The 18988-nt window shown below is 51.6% G+C and carries 17 protein-coding genes, 1 pseudogene and 1 riboswitch; of the genes and pseudogenes, 9 read left to right on the top strand and 9 right to left on the bottom strand.

Annotated elements, in window-relative coordinates; genetic code table 11:
* The first annotated feature begins 1 nt into the window (after position 1).
* Complete coding sequence (prc, locus tag RIN69_RS13025) at positions 2 to 2044, top strand: carboxy terminal-processing peptidase (RefSeq protein WP_313852294.1); 2043 nt, start codon at positions 2 to 4, stop codon at positions 2042 to 2044.
* A 235-nt stretch (positions 2045 to 2279) separates the two neighbouring features.
* The gene (htpX, locus tag RIN69_RS13020) at positions 2280 to 3158 is read left to right on the top strand and encodes a protease HtpX (protein WP_313852292.1); all 879 of its coding nucleotides are present in this window, start codon (positions 2280 to 2282) and stop codon (positions 3156 to 3158) included.
* Between the two features lie 69 nt (positions 3159 to 3227).
* Here the strand turns inward: htpX and RIN69_RS13015 are convergent, their stop codons facing one another.
* Positions 3228 to 4604, bottom strand: a complete 1377-nt coding sequence (locus RIN69_RS13015) for an MFS transporter (RefSeq protein ID WP_313852290.1) — start codon at positions 4602 to 4604, stop codon at positions 3228 to 3230.
* A 197-nt stretch (positions 4605 to 4801) separates the two neighbouring features.
* On the opposite strand from RIN69_RS13015, the gene kdgR reads away from it, so the two are divergent.
* Entirely contained in the window at positions 4802 to 5593 is a 792-nt protein-coding gene (kdgR, locus tag RIN69_RS13010) for a DNA-binding transcriptional regulator KdgR (RefSeq protein WP_313852288.1), read from the top strand.
* Positions 5594 to 5640: 47 nt separating this feature from the next.
* Here the strand turns inward: kdgR and RIN69_RS13005 are convergent, their stop codons facing one another.
* On the bottom strand, positions 5641 to 5877 hold the full coding sequence (locus RIN69_RS13005) for a YobH family protein (protein ID WP_313852286.1): 237 nt from the start codon (positions 5875 to 5877) through the stop codon (positions 5641 to 5643).
* A 239-nt stretch (positions 5878 to 6116) separates the two neighbouring features.
* Between RIN69_RS13005 and RIN69_RS13000 the strand changes: the two genes are divergently transcribed.
* The 5 genes and pseudogenes from RIN69_RS13000 to rlmA all read left to right on the top strand — a co-directional run bounded on the left by RIN69_RS13000 (position 6117) and on the right by rlmA (position 9328).
* Positions 6117 to 6389, top strand: a complete 273-nt coding sequence (locus RIN69_RS13000) for a YebO family protein (protein ID WP_313852284.1) — start codon at positions 6117 to 6119, stop codon at positions 6387 to 6389.
* A 29-nt stretch (positions 6390 to 6418) separates the two neighbouring features.
* Positions 6419 to 7423: an MBL fold metallo-hydrolase gene (locus tag RIN69_RS12995; RefSeq protein WP_313852282.1), complete on the top strand. Its 1005-nt coding sequence runs from the start codon at positions 6419 to 6421 to the stop codon at positions 7421 to 7423.
* A 540-nt stretch (positions 7424 to 7963) separates the two neighbouring features.
* A pseudogene (locus tag RIN69_RS12990) lies at positions 7964 to 8035 on the top strand (DUF2627 domain-containing protein); the annotation flags it as partial.
* 85 nt (positions 8036 to 8120) lie between these two features.
* The gene (gene cspE / locus RIN69_RS12985; RefSeq protein ID WP_313852280.1) at positions 8121 to 8330 is read left to right on the top strand and encodes a transcription antiterminator/RNA stability regulator CspE; all 210 of its coding nucleotides are present in this window, start codon (positions 8121 to 8123) and stop codon (positions 8328 to 8330) included.
* A gap of 182 nt (positions 8331 to 8512) precedes the next feature.
* Positions 8513 to 9328: a 23S rRNA (guanine(745)-N(1))-methyltransferase gene (rlmA, locus tag RIN69_RS12980; protein ID WP_313852278.1), complete on the top strand. Its 816-nt coding sequence runs from the start codon at positions 8513 to 8515 to the stop codon at positions 9326 to 9328.
* Here rlmA and mntP read toward each other — a convergent pair.
* The 5 genes from mntP to manX all read right to left on the bottom strand — a co-directional run bounded on the left by mntP (position 9325) and on the right by manX (position 13546).
* Positions 9325 to 9885 (bottom strand): manganese efflux pump MntP, encoded by a 561-nt coding sequence (gene mntP, locus RIN69_RS12975; protein WP_313852276.1) that lies wholly within the window; start codon positions 9883 to 9885, stop codon positions 9325 to 9327. The two genes, rlmA and mntP, sit on opposite strands and share 4 nt — an antisense overlap.
* Before the next feature lie 12 nt (positions 9886 to 9897).
* Positions 9898 to 10072: riboswitch (yybP-ykoY riboswitch) on the bottom strand.
* 215 nt (positions 10073 to 10287) lie between these two features.
* Complete coding sequence (locus RIN69_RS12970; RefSeq protein WP_313852274.1) at positions 10288 to 10746, bottom strand: DUF986 family protein; 459 nt, start codon at positions 10744 to 10746, stop codon at positions 10288 to 10290.
* 100 nt (positions 10747 to 10846) lie between these two features.
* Positions 10847 to 11692, bottom strand: a complete 846-nt coding sequence (locus RIN69_RS12965) for a PTS mannose transporter subunit IID (RefSeq protein WP_313852272.1) — start codon at positions 11690 to 11692, stop codon at positions 10847 to 10849.
* A 16-nt stretch (positions 11693 to 11708) separates the two neighbouring features.
* Positions 11709 to 12509: a PTS mannose/fructose/sorbose transporter subunit IIC gene (locus RIN69_RS12960; protein ID WP_313852270.1), complete on the bottom strand. Its 801-nt coding sequence runs from the start codon at positions 12507 to 12509 to the stop codon at positions 11709 to 11711.
* A 71-nt stretch (positions 12510 to 12580) separates the two neighbouring features.
* Positions 12581 to 13546 (bottom strand): PTS mannose transporter subunit IIAB, encoded by a 966-nt coding sequence (gene manX / locus RIN69_RS12955; RefSeq protein WP_313852267.1) that lies wholly within the window; start codon positions 13544 to 13546, stop codon positions 12581 to 12583.
* A gap of 519 nt (positions 13547 to 14065) precedes the next feature.
* On the opposite strand from manX, the gene RIN69_RS12950 reads away from it, so the two are divergent.
* The gene (locus RIN69_RS12950) at positions 14066 to 15628 is read left to right on the top strand and encodes a TerC family protein (protein WP_313852265.1); all 1563 of its coding nucleotides are present in this window, start codon (positions 14066 to 14068) and stop codon (positions 15626 to 15628) included.
* 82 nt (positions 15629 to 15710) lie between these two features.
* Here the strand turns inward: RIN69_RS12950 and RIN69_RS12945 are convergent, their stop codons facing one another.
* Both RIN69_RS12945 and sdaA read right to left on the bottom strand, forming a co-directional pair.
* Complete coding sequence (locus RIN69_RS12945; RefSeq protein WP_313852263.1) at positions 15711 to 17258, bottom strand: EAL domain-containing protein; 1548 nt, start codon at positions 17256 to 17258, stop codon at positions 15711 to 15713.
* 216 nt (positions 17259 to 17474) lie between these two features.
* Positions 17475 to 18839, bottom strand: coding sequence for an L-serine ammonia-lyase (gene sdaA, locus RIN69_RS12940; RefSeq protein ID WP_313852261.1), 1365 nt, complete (start codon positions 18837 to 18839; stop codon positions 17475 to 17477).
* Positions 18840 to 18988: the final 149 nt, after the last annotated feature.

Below are 18988 nucleotides of genomic sequence, written 5' to 3'. Positions count from 1 at the left end.
CATGAACAATTTTTTTAGAACGACCATTATCGCGGGCCTGCTTATTGCAGGCCACGCATTCGCTGCGGAAAATATTACCCGCGCCGATCAAATCCCTCAGCTGCAGCAGGAGCCGCAACACGCCACCGTCAGTGAACGTGTTACCTCCCGTTTTACCCGTTCTCATTATCGTCAGTTCGATCTGGATAAAGCGTTCTCTGCAAAGATTTTTGACCGCTACCTGAATATGCTGGACTACAGCCACAACGTGCTGCTGGCGTCAGACGTGGCGCAATTTGCCGATAAGAAAGGCACCCTCGGTGAGGAGTTTAAATCCGGCAAAATGCCGGTGTTTTTCGATTTATACAACCTGGCGCAGAAGCGTCGGTTTGAGCGTTATCAGTATGCGCTGTCGGTGCTGAATAAGCCGATGAACTTTACCGGCAATGACACCATCGATCTCGATCGTGGCAAAGCGCCATGGCCAAAGAGCGTTGCTGAGCTTAATGCGTTATGGGATGCCAAAGTCAAATATGACCAACTGAGCCTGAAGCTGACCGGCAAAGATGAGAAAGAGATTCGTGAGATTCTCACCAAACGTTATGAGTTTGCCATTCGTCGGCTGGCGCAGAGCAACAGCGAGGATGTGTTCCAGCTGGCAATGAATGCTTTCGCCCGCGAAATCGATCCCCATACTGGCTATCTTTCACCGCGCAATACCGAGCAGTTCAATACCGAAATGAGCCTGTCGCTTGAAGGGATTGGCGCGGTATTGCAGATGGATGATGACTACACCGTCATTAATTCCATGGTAGCGGGTGGCCCGGCAGCGAAAAGCAAGGCGATTACCGTTGGTGACCGCATTGTGGCGGTCGGGCAGCCGAATAAGCCAATGGTGGACGTGATCGGCTGGCGGCTGGATGACGTGGTTGCGCTGATCAAAGGGCCAAAAGGCAGTAAAGTTCGTCTGGAAGTGTTGCCGGCAGGTAAGGGCAGCAAAACTCGCACGGTGACGCTGACGCGTGAGAAGATCCGCCTGGAAGATCGTGCGGTGAAGATGTCGGTGAAAAATGTCGGTAATCAGAAAGTCGGCGTGCTGGACATCCCTGGTTTCTATGTTGGTCTGACAGACGACGTTAAAGTTCAGCTGCAGAAATTGCAGAAACAGAATGTTAACAGCGTAGTGATTGACCTGCGCACCAATGGCGGTGGCGCACTGACTGAAGCCGTCGCGCTTTCTGGTTTGTTTATCCCAAGCGGTCCGGTAGTTCAGGTACGTGACAATAACGGTAAAGTGCGCGAAGACAACGACACTGACGGTATTGTTTACTATAAGGGTCCGTTAGTAGTGCTGGTGGATCGCTTCAGTGCCTCGGCATCTGAAATCTTCGCCGCCGCGATGCAGGACTATGGCCGTGCGTTAGTCGTCGGTGAGCCGACCTTTGGTAAAGGCACCGTGCAGCAATATCGTTCGCTGAATCGTATCTACGATCAGATGCTGCGCCCGGAATGGCCTGCGCTGGGTTCAGTTCAGTATACCATTCAGAAGTTTTACCGTATCAACGGCGGCAGTACGCAGCGTAAAGGCGTCACGCCTGACCTGCTGATGCCAACCGGCGTGGAAGCGGTTGAAACCGGTGAGAAATTTGAAGATAACGCGCTGCCATGGGATAGCATCTCTGCCGCGACCTATGTGAAAACGGGCGATCTGAAGCCGTTTGAGCCGCAGTTGCTGAAAAATCATCAACAGCGTATCGCGCAGGATCCTGAGTTCCAGTACATCATCAAAGACATTGCCCGCTTTAATGCACTGAAGGATAAGCGTAATGCGGTGTCACTCAATCTGGCGCAACGCGAGAAAGAGAATCACGAGGAAGATGCACTGCGTCTGGAACGTATCAATGCGCGCTACAAGCTGGAAGGCAAAAAGCCGCTGGCTAATATAGATGATTTACCGAAAGACTATAAAGAGCCGGATCCGTATCTTGATGAAACGGTGAAGATAGCCAATGACCTGGCGCAGCTCGAGTCTGGTCAGCCGGCAAGCAAAAAAGCCGCTAACTAGTCAGTAAAACAGGCACTGCTCAGGCAGTGCCTGTTTCTTTCCTCGTTCCTTACTTTAGCATCGCTAATTACTGCAAACCTGTCAGCGATTAATCGCTGTGCATTGCATATGCCAAAAATGTAAAGTTATGTCTTTTTAGACACTTAAACGTTAAGGTCGCTTGAAATGCTGATGGTTACCCATACGATGTATATCCGCATACCGGCACTAAGCTAACTGAGGAAGATTATATTTTATGATGCGTATTGCTCTTTTCCTGCTAACCAACCTTGGCGTAATGTTGGTTTTCGGGCTGATTCTCAGCCTGACAGGGATCCAGTCAAGCAGCGTTCAGGGCCTGATGATTATGGCAGGCCTGTTTGGCTTCGGCGGTGCGTTTGTTTCACTGCTGATGTCAAAATGGATGGCACTGCGTTCCGTTGGTGGGGAAGTGATTGAACAGCCTCGCAACGAAACCGAACGCTGGCTAATGGAAACGGTTGGACGCCAGGCGCAACAGGCGGGCATCGCGATGCCGCAGGTTGCTGTGTACCACGCACCGGATATCAATGCTTTCGCCACCGGCGCACGGCGTGATGCGTCACTGGTGGCGGTTTCTACCGGCCTGTTGCAGAACATGAGTCGTGATGAAGCAGAAGCGGTACTGGCGCATGAAGTCAGTCATATTGCCAGCGGTGATATGGTGACCATGACGCTGATCCAGGGTGTGGTAAACACCTTTGTGATCTTTATCTCGCGTATTATTGCGCAGGTGGCTTCGGGCTTTCTGTCCGGTAACCGTGACGAGGGTGAAAGTAACGGTAACCCGATGGTGTATTTTGCTATTTCCATGGTGCTCGAACTGGTGTTCGGTATCCTGGCCAGCATTATCACGATGTGGTTCTCACGCCATCGCGAATTCCACGCTGATGCCGGCGCGGCGCGCCTGGTCGGTCGAGAGAAGATGATCGCCGCATTACAACGACTGAAAACCAGCTACGAGCCGCAGGAAGCCAGCAGCATGATGGCGTTCTGCATTAACGGTAAAAACAAATCGTTCAGCGAGATGTTTATGTCGCACCCACCGCTGGATAAGCGTATCGAAGCGCTGCGTAGTGGCGAGTACCTGAAGTAGTTGATCACTCGCGGCTTGGGCGGCGAAAAGCCGCCCCTGCGATTGAAGGGGGCCTTATGTTCCCCTTTTTTATTTTCCGGCGCGTGGCTGGGTCATGCGCATTGCACTGACAATGGCTGCCGCACTGGAGAAGCATCCGGCCATAATTAGCGAAGCATGGGTGCCGTGAGTACCAAACAGATTAAACATCAGTGCCACCAGCGCCGCACCACTGGTTTGCCCCAACAGACGTGCAGTACCCAGCATGCCACTGGCACCGCCACTGCGGTTACGCGGTGCGGAAGAGATAATCGTATGATTGTTTGGTGACTGGAACAGGCCAAAACCGGCACCGCACAGCATCATTCTCCAGATGATATCGACATCGGCCGGTGCGGGTGGCAATAACGCCAGCGCAAACAGACCGGCGGCAAACATCGCCAGTCCAATACCGCCGAGCAGACCGGCGTGGTAGCGCTCAATTAAGCGGCCGGCAATCGGCGCCATCACCATGGTGGCCAGCGGCCACGGCGTCAACAGCAATCCGGTTGCGACTTCACTGCGTCCCAGCACGCTTTGCAGATAGAACGGCAGCGATACCATTGCCAGCATTTGCGCGCAGAATGAGCAAACGGAGGTGCAAATCGACAGTGAGAAAATCGGAATGCGCAGCAGATCGACCGGCAACAGCGGAAACGGCAAGGTAAGCTGACGGCGGATAAACAGAATCCCGATCACCAGTAACGCCACCAACTCTGCCGCGATAATTTCCCAGCGCTGGCCCTGCGCTGCACCGCTCAGCGCGGAGATCAGCAGACCGAAGGTTAGCGCATTCATCACGGCACTGGTTATGTCAAAACGCTGTCCTTGCGCCTTCAGCGGATTATCCGGCAGAAAGCGCAGCGCGAGCCACAGCGCGGCAATACCTACCGGAACGTTGATAAAGAACAACCATTGCCAGGAAGCCACTGATAACACCGCAGCCGCCACTGTAGGGCCTGCTGCAGTGGAAACTGCCACGATCAGCGAATTTATCCCCATACCGCGCCCGAGATGGCGCTGGGGATAGATAATGCGGATCAGCGCGGTATTAACACTCATCAGTGCAGCACCACCAAATCCCTGTAACACCCTGGCAAAAGTCAGCATCTCCAGCGAGCTGGAGAGCGCACAGAACAGTGATGTGCAGCTAAAAACCACCAATCCCCACTGATAAATCCGGCGATAACCAAGAATATCGCCGAGAAATGACAGCGACAGCAGAGAAACAATGATCGCCAGCTGATAGGCATTGACGATCCAGATTGACTGGGCCGGGCTGGCCTGCAAATCGCGGGCGATGGTTGGCAGCGCGACGTTAGCAATCGCACCGTCCAGTACCGCGACGGTGATGCCCAGCGCAATAGCAATGATCGCGCCGTAACGCTGCGGGATGGGTAAGCCATCCATTTGAGAGGTTTGTGACATAAGGAGAAATTAATCATGAGTGTGAATATCATCATGCTAATGGCTTTCTGCGACTAATGCATCGCATTTAATAGCAAAACTCGCTGTGCTCCTGCTGGCGCAAACTGCGTGATTTAATTGCGATATCGGCAACCTCACACGTATACTAGAAATAGTGTTCCATTTTTTGTAAAACAATTTCAGAAAGGTTGTGATTTATGGCCAATGCAGATCTTGATAAGCAGCCCGACTCCGTCTCTTCCGTGCTAAAAGTGTTTGGCATTTTGCAGGCGTTAGGTGAAGAGCGTGAAAACGGCATTACCGAACTGTCGCAGCGCGTGATGATGTCTAAAAGCACCGTCTACCGTTTTCTGCAGACCATGAAGTCACTTGGCTATGTGTCGCAGGAGGGCGAATCGGAAAAGTATGCTCTGACGCTGAAATTGTTTGAGCTGGGTGCGAAAGCGCTGCAAAACGTCGATTTGATCCGCAGCGCCGATATCCAAATGCGGGAGCTGTCGCGCCTGACCAAAGAAACCATTCATCTCGGCGCGCTGGAAGAAGACAGCATTGTCTATATTCATAAAATCGACTCAATGTACAACCTGCGGATGTATTCGCGCATTGGCCGTCGTAACCCGCTGCACAGCACCGCGATTGGTAAAGTATTACTGGCATGGCGCGATCCGGCCGAAGTGCAGGAAATTTTGCAGCATGTAGAATTTACCCGCAGCACCGCGCGTACTTTGGCCAGTGCTGAAGAGCTGTTACCGGTGCTGGAGAAAGTAAAATCGCAGGGATTCGGCGAGGATAACGAAGAGCAGGAAGAGGGCTTACGCTGTATCGCAGTGCCGGTGTTTGACCGTTTTGGCGTGGTGATTGCAGGTCTGAGTATGTCATTCCCGACAATTCGCTTCGCGGAAGAGAATAAAAAAGATTATGTCAGCATGCTGCATCGCGCTGCGAGTGCGCTGTCATCCCAGATGGGCTATCACGACTATCCATTCTGAATCTGATGCGGCTGGCGGCCAGTACGCCGCCAGCCGATCGGCGTCAATTAATTATCGACCACTTCACCGGTTTTCTTCAGGATTGGGCAGTCAGTCACGCCGATAATCCCGCTGTCGGTATGCAGATATTGTGCCGAAACCATACCGCGTGCGGTCAGATACTGACACTGTAAACCCATGCCTGCGGCATTTTTGTTACTGCCGGTCAACACCCCGTAGCCCGTTAATAACATCGCCAGCCAAATAATCGCCAGCAGTATGACGATACGAATAATCATTTTCATTTTTGTCTCCATGTTTAATCAGGCTGTTCCTCATCATCAGCCGTCGCGCTCAGCATAGCACCATGCCGTTTGCTGCACATCCCGTCGATAAGAGGATGCTGAAAGCGATGAGTATTACTCAGATTTCACCAGCAAATTATGTGAGTTATCTATCAATTCGCTGCCGAGCGAGTAAAATCGACAGGTTGTGTTGTGCGCATTGCAGCAACCTTTGAAAGTACGGTAACACTGAGGTTTGTATGAATGAGATGGCGAATGGCGTGATGGGTTTTGCGTCAATGGGATTTAGTGCAGCGCTGGTCATTGTTGGCCTGATCGCATGGTTTTTTGTTAACCGCGCCAGCGTGCGTGCCAGTGAGCAGATTCGCCTGCTGGAATCGCTGCTGGATGAGCAGAAAAAGCAAAACGCGCTGTTGCGCCGCCTGACGGATAGCGTCAGCGGTAGTGAGAGCAAAAACGCAGTGGAGCAGCAGGACGAGAAAGATTTCACTCGCCTGATTCCTGAGCGATAAGCAATGTTACGCGCTGAGGAGCGTTGAATATGGCGTGGAAAAATCCGTGGTATGACCCGTCTAAGGCGCACCATACGCCAGAGGGTTTTTGTAATCCGGAAACTGATTTACGTCAGCAGGGCGATTTAGCGCGTTGGCGCAAGGAGCGTAAAGCGCAGGGGCTGCCATTTCCGCCCGCAGCAGGGTATGCCGGGTTTATCTCCCAATGGTGGCAGCCAGCAGACCTCTCCGGCGATCAGGATGCTGTCTGGTGGCTGGGACACGCTTGCCTGATGCTGCGTATCGATCAGCGCTATACCCTGATCGATCCGGCGTTATCTCAGCGCGCTTCGCCGTTGCGCTGGTATGGCCCGGCACGTAAAACGCCTGCGGCGCTGAATATCGACGATTTACCCCGGCTGGATGTGGTGCTTATTTCGCATAATCATTACGATCATCTCGATCGTCCAACCATCAAGAAAATTTTGCGGCGCTTTCCTGAAGTGCAGTTTGTTGTGCCGCTCGGCCTGAAGCCGTGGTTTATTCGCCAGGGCGCGCGCCATGTCAGTCAGGCAGACTGGTGGCAAGCTACTGAGCTGGCGGGCATGACCATTCATGCCGTACCGGCACGTCACTGGAGTATGCGCACGCTGCGAGATCGTAATCGTTCACTGTGGTGTGGCTGGACAATAAACGTCAAAAAACTGAATTTCTGGTTCACCGGCGACAGCGGCTACTCCGAAAATTTACTCGAAATCCCGCGCCGTCTTGGGCCTTTTAATCTGGCCGCGTTACCGGTCGGTGCCTATGCACCAAAATGGTTCATGCACGCCCAGCATATGGATCCGCAGCAGGCGGTTTCTTTGCACCGAGATCTGGGTTGCCCTCTATCTATTCCGATTCACTGGGGAGTATTTGAGCTGGCTGATGAATCACTGGATACGCCGCCAGCCGAACTGGCGCATTCGATGCAGTCGGCAGGGCTTGATCCACAACGCTTCCAGCCGTGGAGAATAGGAGCAAGAGCGCTGATAAATAATATTATCCAGGAATAATCTTAGGGTGACAGATATCAACCGCAGAACATTCCACTAATCACATTATTTATAATTCTGCTTGGGAACAGATCAAATTAGTGAGTAATTTATCAGCGTTGCATTTAATTGGGGCAGGGCGAAATAATGCTCCTGATTTTGGTGCAATTTAATGTTTAATTTGTACGAAAGGATACTTGTTGTACAAGTTACATCTGCAAACTTTTAGCTTGTTACCGGCTGCTTTAATCAATCTATACAGAAGTTCTTTGCAATATTTATGCAATATTTATGCTGAATAGTAATGAGTTAGCGCAAGGTCGTATTAGACGAAACCTTTAGTTTAGGCTAAAGTAATCGGGACGTTATAGACATGCTGGGTGGGCCTTTCCTGCCTGGGTTGTATGTCTGTTTAGCCCGAAAGCGTGCATATTTGTGCATTCCGTGCCGTTAGTCGTTTCAATAATGTGCGGCAGGTCGATCACTGTTTAAAAATGGCTTGCCATTAATTAAAGGATATGTGATAACGCTTTCTGGGTAAAACGAGGTACAGTTCTGCTTATGTGTGGCATTTTCAGTAATGAAGTTCTGAGTAAAAACGTTGACGTTGAATACCGCTTCCTTGCCGAACCTTAAATTAGTGCCTCATTCAGTAATGTCTCTGGTTTCTCAGTAAGTAAGCCTCCGGGCGAATAAAACAATCTAAGGAATTTGCATAATGGCAAAGATTAAAGGTCAGGTTAAGTGGTTCAACGAGTCTAAAGGTTTTGGTTTCATTACTCCTGCTGACGGCAGCAAAGATGTGTTCGTACACTTCTCTGCAATCCAGGGTAACGGCTTCAAAACTCTGGCTGAAGGCCAGAATGTTGAGTTCGAAATTCAGGACGGCCAGAAAGGTCCAGCTGCAGTTAACGTTAATGCAATCTGATTTCGATCTCAGCCTCAGCAAGGTGTTGTAATTCATAACGCCGCTGAAACTGAATTGTGAAAGCCCCGTCATTCGTGACGGGGCTTTTTTGTTGCGCCTGACGCGAATCTGAGTGGATTACTGACGCACGCAGGCGATGAAAGGTGTAAACTGCCGCCCTGATTTTTTGCCGGAGAGCCTGAATGCCGTACCTTTGTCCACTTTGTCAGCAACCGCTGGCGCTTAATGAGCGCAGCTGGCGCTGCACGAATCAACATCAGTTTGATTGCGCGAAAGAGGGCTACGTCAATCTGCTGCCGGTACAGCATAAGCGTTCTAAACAGCCGGGCGACAGTGCGGAGATGATGCAGGCGCGCCGTGAGTTTCTTGATGCCGGTCACTATCAGCCGTTACAGCAGCAGGTAGCTGCACTGCTGGACAGCGTATTGCCACAGCAGGCGGTCAGCCTGCTGGATATTGGCTGTGGTGAAGGGTATTACACTGAAGCAGTCAGCCAGCGTTTATCGCAGCGTGAAAGCCGTCAAATATATGGTCTGGACGTGTCTAAGGTCGCCATTCGCTATGCCGCGAAACGCTATCCGGAAATTAGCTTCTGCGTGGCCTCCAGCCATCGCCTGCCTTTCGCCGCGCAGTCATTGGATGCGGTGCTGCGCATTTATGCGCCGTGCAAAGCCAGCGAGCTGGCGCGAGTCATTCGTCAGGGCGGATATTTGCTGACGGTTGCGCCAGGGCCGCGTCACCTGTTGCAGTTCAAAGAACTTATTTATCAGCAGGTAAAGCTGCATGATGAGAGTGAAGAGCAGCCGGAAGGCTTTACGCGCGTTGATCAGCAGGCGTTGAGTTACCCGATGACGCTTAACGGCGAAGAAGCCGCTGCGTTGTTACAAATGACGCCATTCGCCTGGCGTGCGCGCCCGGAAGTATGGGGGCAGCTGGTCGGTGAGACGGCGTTTATCTGCGAGACGGATTTTGTGCTGACGCTGTGGCAGCGCGATTAAGCCAGGCTGGAGTAAAGAATACTGCAACCAATGCCGATCAGCACTACGCCGCCGAGGATCTCGGCACGCTTGCCAAGCATCGGCCCGATAAAGCGCCCGACCATAATGCCTGCTGTTGACATAATCAGCGTTGCCAGGCCGATCATCATCGCGGTTTGCAGTATGTTGACTTGCAGGAAGGCAAGGCTGACGCCAATCGCCATCGCATCAAGGCTGGTGGCGATTGCGGTCATCACCAGCAGCCAGAAACCGTGACGGTGCACCGGCGCGCAGTCGCTGCTCTGGCCACGAAACCCCTCGGCGATCATTCGCCCACCGAGAAACGCCAGCAGTATAAACGCGATCCAGTCGCTCCATCCCATGACAAATTGCGTCGCAAACTGACCAATACACCAACCAATTAACGGTGTAATGGCTTCGATTACGCCAAAGATTAAGCCAGTACGGAGTGCTTCGGAAAAACGGGGTTTATGCAGGGCTGCACCTTTACCGATCGAGGCGGCAAAAGCATCCATAGACATGCCAAAAGCAAGAATAAGCATTGCGGAAAGATTCATCGAAGTCGTAACCTCGGCCGGGACATCCATATACACGTGCGCCATCCCCAACCTTACATGGGCACGTGTCTATGGTCTCGCCTTCCCGCTGCGGGCCGCAGCTGCCACGTTTATCTCTAAACGAGTATGTTGACAGATGCATTTCTGACACTCCGTCAGAAATCGGCTACTCCCCAATGACGCTGGCTACAATATCACAGCGACAAATGAAGGCAAATTAAAATTCATTATTTTTTAGCGCCAACTGATAACGATTTTCATTAATTATCTGACTTATCCGTTGCTGTTTAAATTAAGCGCAATGTTATTGCGGTTTTAACAGAAAAATAATATCCGCAGTTTTATTAGTGATTAGAATTAACATGCCTGGGGTATAATTCATACCCTTGGCTATATTTTAACTTATTGATTTTCTACCATTGTTTTATAAATTCTTTCAAGGTCGTCTAATTCTCTGACGTAAATCAGCAGGCGGCGCTGCTCTAATTGCATCACCAGTACGCCATCTTCCGATAAATTCATACTTTTGATACGGGAATAAGCTACCCAGACGTTCGCGTAGAAAAAGCCCTGCGGTTTTAACAACAATTTCGGTCGGCGAATCCAGAAAATATAAATGGCGATAAAAGCCAGAATCAGCAGTAACGTCGTGGTAACTTGTGGCCCGTTGGCTGAAACGTTGTGATAAAGCAAAATGGCGATCAAGCCGATAAAGATCAGGCTATCCAGCTTGTTACGGCGTTGCAGCAGCACTTTCAGACGGGTTTTACCGCGCAGACGATCCATCAGTAATTCATCATAAATCGCGTACAGCAGAAACAGGGCGATAACGGCAATGATGAGATAATCGGTTAAAGACATACTACAGCTCCGTGAAAGTCGTTTTGTCAGCGTTTGGCGTAAACGCTGATAAAAAGACTCTGCAATAAAAAACCGGGAGCCAGGCTCCCGGTTCAGCAGTTTACAGTCCGAGTAAACCAATCCAGTAGCCGAAGATACCAATGGCAAAGAAGCCCATGATAATCCACAGCGCATTCACTTTACGTCGCAGCAGCCACATACAGCCAAAGGTCAACAGCAGTGGCACCAGTCCTGGCATCAGCTGATCAAGGATGGTCTGAACGGTGGTGACATTGGTCTGACCGGTCTGATCGGTGATCCTCGACACCACCAGTGGAATGTTAACATGCGTCCACTTATTAACCAGTGCCCCCATGACAAACAGGCCGAGAATTGACGCCCCCTCGGTCAGTTTTTGCAGGAAGCCGCCGCCCATGTCGCTAACAATATCGACACCTTTTTTATAGCCATACGCGACGCCATAATAGCGAGTTGCCAGACGCACCAGGTTAAACAGCACGAAGAACAGTATCGGACCGAGCAGGCTGCCACTCATGGCGATACCGGCTCCGAGTGCGGCAAATACCGGGCGCACCGTACCCCAGAAGATGGGGTCGCCGACGCCTGCCAGTGGCCCCATCAGACCGACTTTGATGCCGTTAATCGCCGCATCATCAATCGGTGCACCGTTGGCACGCTGCTCTTCCATCGCCATGGTCACGCCCAGTATTGGGGCTGCCACGTACGGGTGGGTGTTAAAGAACTCAAGGTGACGTTTAATTGCCTGTTTACGCTGGTCGTTATTCTCCGGGTAAAGGCGACGAATCACCGGCACCATTGAGAAGCAGAAACCGAGCGCCTGCATGCGTTCAAAGTTCCATGATCCCTGGAACAGGTTTGAGCGCAGAAATACACCGCGAATATCACCGGGTGTGAGTTTTTTTTGTGTGGTAGTGGTATCAACCATTTCTCTCACCTTATCCTTAGTCTAATTCGTTATCGAGGTCGTTTTTTGCCGGGCCAGACGCTGCTGCACCCGCGACGCGGTTATATTTCGGGCTGAGCTGAATATAGAGCAGTGCCATTACCACCCCAATGACACCCAGTGCGACCAGGTTGAATTCGGTAAATGCCGCGGTCACGAAGCCAAGATAGAAGAACGGCATCAGGTAACCGGCACGCATCATATTGATGACCATTGCATAACCGACCACGACAATCATGCCACCGGCGATATTCAGGCCATTGGTCACAACTTCCGGAATCGAGTTCAGCAGGTTGTGTACTACGCTGGTGCCGACGGATACAGCAACGATCAGTGCCGGAATGGCAATACGCATCGCCTGCAACACTAATGCCGAAACGTGAATCCAGCTGATTGCGGTCAGATTACCTTTATCGGCCGCTTTATCGGCGGCGTGCTGGAAGGCAACGGTAATCGTACGCACAATAATGGTCAGAACCTGGCCAGCTGCGGCCAGCGGAATAGCCAGTGCGATACCGGCTCCGATGCTTTGCCCACCGGCGATAACCAGAATGGTCGAAATAATCGAGGCGAGGGCGGCATCGGGTGCCACTGCCGCACCAATGTTCATCCAGCCAAGGGCGATCATTTCCAGCGTACCGCCGATAATAATCCCGGTTTTAACATCTCCCAGCACAAAGCCAATTAACGTACAGGCCACCAACGGACGGTGAAACTGAAACTCATCAAGAATCGATCCCATACCTGCGACGCAGGCGACAATAAATATCAGTACAATTTGAAGAGTGGTAATCTCCATTGCACTTCTCCTTCTGACATAAGCATTCTGAGTTAAACCTGACGCGTCAGGCGATGAATAAGGCTTTCAACTTATTGATTCACTTTGGCAATCAGGTCCATCATTTTCAGTTTCTGGTCGGACGAGACCTTTCTGACTTCCAGCTCAATTCCGCGATCGTTAAGCTTCTTAAACGCGGCAATATCTTTTTCATCAACTGACACCGCATTGTTCACCTGGGTTTTACCCTGGCGGAATGCCATGCCACCGACATTGACCGAGGTGATATTGACGCCCTCTGCCACAATACGCTCGACATCCGTCGGGTTGGTGAACAGCAGCATCACTTTATCCTGACCGTATTTCGGGTTGTTGTAGACGCGCACCATTTTCGCGACGTCCACCACATGTGCAGTGACCCCTGGAGGGGCGACCTGGGTCAGCAGGGTTTTGCGCACGTTATCGGCAGCGACTTCATCACTGACGACGATAATGCGGTTTACGTTGGTTTCTTTAGTCCAGCGGGTGGCGACCTGGCCGTGGATCAGGCGGTCATCAATACGGGCCAGACCAATTTTCATATGGTCTTCCGCGCTCATTGGTTTGGTTGGTGCGGCAGGTGCGGCGGGTTTAGTTGCGGCCACCGCTGCGGGTTCAGGCTCTTTAGCCTTCAGTGCTTTGACGCCCTCACGGCCGGTTTCCACTGCCACTGCCACCAGCTCATCGAATGCCGGATCATCGTCACGTGCCATCAGCGTTTCCACCAGCATTGGAATATTAACGCCGGCGATGACTTCATAGTTTTGTTTATCGACCACAATACGGCTGGCGGCATTAAACGGGCTGCCACCCCAGGTATCAACGAGGAACAGCACGCCCTGGCTGGTGTCGAGTTCAGCAAGGCGCGCAGTGTACTTCTCAATCAGGGTTTCAGCATTTTCACCGGGGACAAAATCAATCCAGCCGACGTTTTCCTGATCACCCAACAGCATTTCGGCGGTTTTCAGAAGCTGCTCTGCTGCCCAACCATGCGTGCCGATGACAATAGCAATAGTCACTTGCTACCTCCTTTTAGAATAGTGAGCGTTTCAGCCAGTGAGCACTGAGCCGCCAACGAGTTTATCGCAACAGCGATAAGCCCACCCCAAGACAACGCTGCAATCATCAGTAAAGATTTTTTGCAGAGTCAGGATATACAGCGAATGTTTCGACAATTATTTTAGTCTGTGAAAAAATAAATTATGTGACCTCGCTCAGTTAATCCGATGTATAACTTGATGATTTGTCATTCTGCTCATTTATCAGGCAGCCAAATAAAGCAGTTTTGTTAACTGTAAGAAAATATTTTGACGACAATGTTTCTGCTGGTAGAGTAATGACTCTTTTTTGCTACAGGAGTAACGGGCCTTTGCCCTCCCTATGGACTGTCACCGAAGTTGTTTATCCATGCCACCGGGTCATCCGGCTTGTTTTCTGACGCCTTCCGGCGTATCACGCACTATTGCCTGTCGTTATTCCCCACGCACGCCCATTAATATGGTGGCGGCGTTGTCCTGTTCCTTGTTTCGGAGTCTGTAATGGAATTTCTCTTAGACCCCTCAATTTGGGCCGGTCTGCTGACGCTTATCGTTCTTGAGATCGTGCTGGGTATTGATAACCTGGTATTTATCGCCATTCTTGCGGATAAATTGCCACCGAAGCAGCGCGATAAAGCGCGTATTATCGGCCTGTCACTGGCGCTGTTGATGCGTCTGGGGCTGTTGTCGCTGATTTCGTGGATGGTGACGCTGACCAAGCCGTTATTCAGCGTGGCGGACTTTAGTTTCTCCGGGCGTGATTTGATTTTACTGTTCGGCGGTGTATTTCTGTTGTTTAAGGCAACCATGGAGTTGCATGAACGGCTGGAGAACCGTCAACATGAGAGTGATGGCAACCGCAGCTACGCCAGTTTTTGGGCAGTGGTGATTCAGATTGTCATACTGGATGCGGTGTTCTCACTTGATGCGGTAATAACCGCAGTCGGTATGGTCAATGACCTGGCAGTAATGATGACCGCGGTGATCATTGCGATGGGGGTTATGCTGCTGGCGTCCAAGCCGTTAACTAACTTTGTTAACGCGCATCCGACAGTTGTGGTGCTGTGTCTCAGCTTCCTGCTGATGATTGGTCTGAGCCTGGTCGCTGAAGGCTTTGGATTCCACATTCCGAAAGGTTACCTGTACGCGGCGATCGGCTTCTCGATTCTTATCGAGCTGTTTAACCAGATTGCGCGACGTAACTTTGTCCGTCATCAGTCGCACCGCCCGATGCGTGAGCGTACCGCAGAAGCGATTCTGCGCCTGATGGGCGGGCGCCAGGGTTCGCAGCAGGTAAACAGTGAGACCAGCGAAGTGACATCGGTAATGCCGAAGGAAGCCTTTAAGGACGAAGAGCGCTACATGATTAACGGCGTATTAACGCTGGCCTCGCGTTCGGTGCGCAGCATTATGACGCCGCGCGGCGAAATCTCCTGGGTTGATGCTGAGCGCCCGCTGGATGAGATTCGCATTCAGCTGCTGGATACGCCGCACAGCCTGTTCCCGGTGTGTCGCGGTGAACTGGATGAAATTATCGGTGTGGTGCGTGCCAAAGAGCTGTTAGTGGCGCTGGATCATGGTATTGATGTGGCCACTTTCGCGTCGGCGACGCCGCCGATTATCGTGCCAGAAACGCTCGATCCGATTAACCTGCTGGGTGTATTACGCCGTGCCAAGGGCAGCTTTGTGGTGGTCACCAACGAGTTTGGCGTGGTGCAGGGGCTGATCACACCGCTGGACGTGCTGGAAGCGATTGCCGGTGAATTTCCTGATGAGGATGAAACGCCGGATATCATTGCCGACGGCGACGGCTGGCTGGTTAAAGGCGGCACCGATCTTCACTCGTTGCAGCAGCTGCTGGATACTCAGGATTTGGTTAAAGCCGAAGACGATCATGCTTCGCTGGCGGGCTTACTGATTGCGCAGAAAGGACAGTTGCCGTTACCCGGTGATGTCATTGAGCTGCCGCCACTGCGCTTCCAGATTATCGAAGCGACAGATTATCGCGTGGATCTGGTGCGTGTGACCAAAGAACGCAACGAAATGGACGATGAAGAGGCCTGATGGTTGGCCCGGGCGAGGATAACCTCGCCATCCGAAGAAAAAAACGGCGCTTAACAGCGCCGTTTTTTTCTATCAGAGCAGGCTAACGTTCACTCAGCCATGTCGGGAAATCGGCTAACGGCATCGGTCGGGCAAAATAATAGCCCTGTAAAATATCCACACCGCGTTCACGCAAATAGGCTGCCTGCTCAGCGGTTTCCACACCCTCGGCCACCAGGCTGATATTCAGACGCTGCGCCAGCGAAATCACCATATCGGTTACCGTGGCGTTAATCGCATCGGTGCCAATTGAAGCAGTGAAGATTTTATCGATTTTCAACACGTCGGGGCTGAGCGTCTTCAGGTAGGAAAGCGAGCTGTGGCCAGTACCGAAATCGTCAATCGCCAACTTAACGCCAGCTTTTTGCAGGTGTGAAACGACGCGTTGATCGACCACCGGCAGGGCATCACGTTCGGTGAGTTCAATTACCAGCTGTTGACGCGGATTAGCTGGCCACCACAGATGCTGTAAATCGTTGAGAATGGCGCGATTGTGAAAGTGGCTGGCCGCTACGTTAAGGGCGATATGAAAATCGGGAGTATCGGGCAGCGAAGGCAGTTGGCTGACGACCTCATTAATCACGTAACGCGTCAGCGGTGCAATCAGATTTTGGCGCTCGGCCATTGGAATAAATACATCCGGTGGAACCCAGCCCTGACGCGGATTATTCCAGCGCAACAGCAATTCTATGCCGTCACATTCTCCGGTACGCGCATTAATTAGCGGCTGGCAGTAAACAAGAAACTCGTGGGACGACAGGCCATAGCTGATCTCCCAGGCGATACTCATACGGTTAGCGGTTGCCAGCCAGACGATATAACCCGTCAGCAGACTGAGCAGAAGCGCCAGCGGCAATTGAGAAGGAACGGCTGCGAGCGCCAGGCGTGCTGGCGATGGGCCAAACAGAGTAATTGTGTAGGGGTAGCGCAGCGAAGCCTCTTCGTAACTCACCTCATCTTCAGAGGGAATGGCCGGCTGAATCAGTGGGGTGCCGTATTCAAGGCTTTTACCGCCAACATTAAATATTGCCCGCTCAACCCACGGCAATGTCGGTTCGAGCAGATAATTGCTCATCATCTCGACGTTAATAACCTGCAGAATGCCGGATTTATTATTATCCTGCGATATGGGGGTCCACAGTATTAACACCGGTGAGCCTTTAAGCAGATAGTTATCGGTAGTCAACAGCATGCGCTGATTATGGATCGCCAGTTCAGGATATATTTTACTGAATGACAGGGTACGTTCACCAAATATGCTGGAGCAATAGATGCTGTCACTCTCTACCAATAACAGCGAGCGTAGTGTTTGCAGGGCCGCCAGTTTCTCCACCAGCGTAAAGCGCACGTCGCTACAGCGCTGACCGACCAGCCCGAGATTATCATTCGCTGATACATCCAGTGGTGAAAACATGCGGTCAAAGCGCAAAATGGCTTCATTGGCAAAGGTGTGTGACTGTTGCTCAATGCGCGATTTCTCTTCAAAAAAACGAAAAGCCAGGGTAAGAAAAATCACTAATGCGGCGACAGTTGCAGCAATAAAGAGTCGTTTTCGGCGAAACTGACTAACAATTTGCTGGGACACTTGCATCAGTAACCATCCTTAAGTAAGCGCCAATAAAATTGCGAGTTTTAGTTATCGACCTTGCCTGGTGAAAGTTTAGTAGCAATGAATATAAATCGCGGTGAGCACAAGAACAACGCGGCCGTAAAAGGCCGCGTTGTTCTACTGTAGCGTGTAAACAGCATAACCGATAGTTAGTAAGGTAACTACCGTGATGTCGCAGAATGTTAACTTTAAGAAAAATCAGTCACATTGTACTTTGATCGCCAACCCACCACGTGAGGTTTCACGATACTTGGCGTTCATGTCTTTGCCGGTTTCGTACATGGTTTCGATGACTTTATCCAGCGAGACGCGCGGCTGACTGGTGCGGCGCATTGCCATACGCGCAGAGTTGATCGCTTTTACCGAGGCGATAGCGTTGCGCTCGATGCACGGCACCTGCACCTGACCCGCAACCGGATCGCAAGTAAGACCGAGGTTGTGCTCCATACCAATTTCGGCCGCAACGCAAACCTGCTCTGGGCTGGCACCCAGCAATTCCGCGAGGCCAGCGGCAGCCATCGAACAGGCGACGCCGACTTCGCCCTGGCAACCTACTTCAGCTCCCGAAATAGAGGCATTCATTTTATACAGCACGCCAACCGCACCGGCGGCAAGGAAATAACGGATAAAAATATCCGGGCTGACCGATTCAATAAAGTGATCGTAGTAAGCCAGCACCGCAGGAACAATGCCGCAGGCTCCGTTAGTTGGGGCGGTAACCACCCGGCCACCGGCGGCATTCTCTTCATTTACCGCCAGCGCAAACATATTAACCCAGTCAATCACGTTCATCGGATCGCTGGAGAGCTTATCGGATGACACCAGCAAACGACGCAGCGCCGCAGCACGACGCGGTACCCGCAACGGCCCAGGCAGCACGCCTTCGGTATTCAGGCCACGATCGATACAGTCGCGCATCGCCTGCCAGACATCGCCAAAATACTTCTCGATATCCTGACGGCTGTGCAGCGCCAGTTCGTTTTTCATTACCATGCCGGAGAGTGACAGGCCGGTTTCATGACAGTGAGCCAGCATCTCTTTGGCCGAGTGGAAAGGATACGGCACGCTGACCTCGTCCAGCGTGGACTCACCGAAATGCTCTTCATCGACAATAAAACCACCGCCGATAGAGTAATAGGTTTTGCTGTAGATCGGTTGATCACCGGCAAAAGCGTGGATGCGCATGCCGTTCTCATGCAGTGACAGGTTATCACTGCGGAACACCATTCCGCCTTCACGTGGGAAATCGACTTCATGCTCACCATTTGCCAGCAGCAGCCGCTGACGTTGCTCAACATCACGAATAAAGCCAGGAATGCTGTCGATATCGACGCTATCGGGAGACGCGCCTGACAGGCCCATAATGATAGCAATATCAGTGTGGTGACCTTTGCCGGTCAAAGAAAGGGAACCATACACATCGACGGCAATACGCGTAACAGAAGAGATCTGGCCATTCTTTACCAGATCATCGACGAACTGTTTGCCGGCTTTCATCGGTCCTACCGTATGAGAACTGGAAGGGCCAATGCCGATCTTAAACATGTCGAAAACGCTAATCACGCTACACGCTCCTTAAAATGGTTATCTCTGCCCTGGTTATCGGGTGAGCAGAGCGACTGGTGGCAATCATGCGGGAAAAAAGATGGCTATCGCATGAAAAAAACTTATCTAAAAGAACATTCAGGCTAATGCCCGGCCTGTTTGCCGCT

The sequence above is a fragment of the Winslowiella toletana genome, from assembly GCF_032164335.1.
GTDB lineage: Bacteria > Pseudomonadota > Gammaproteobacteria > Enterobacterales > Enterobacteriaceae > Erwinia > Erwinia toletana_A.
Note: the sequence above shows the minus strand (reverse complement) of the source record. Positions and strands in the feature narration are given on the sequence as shown.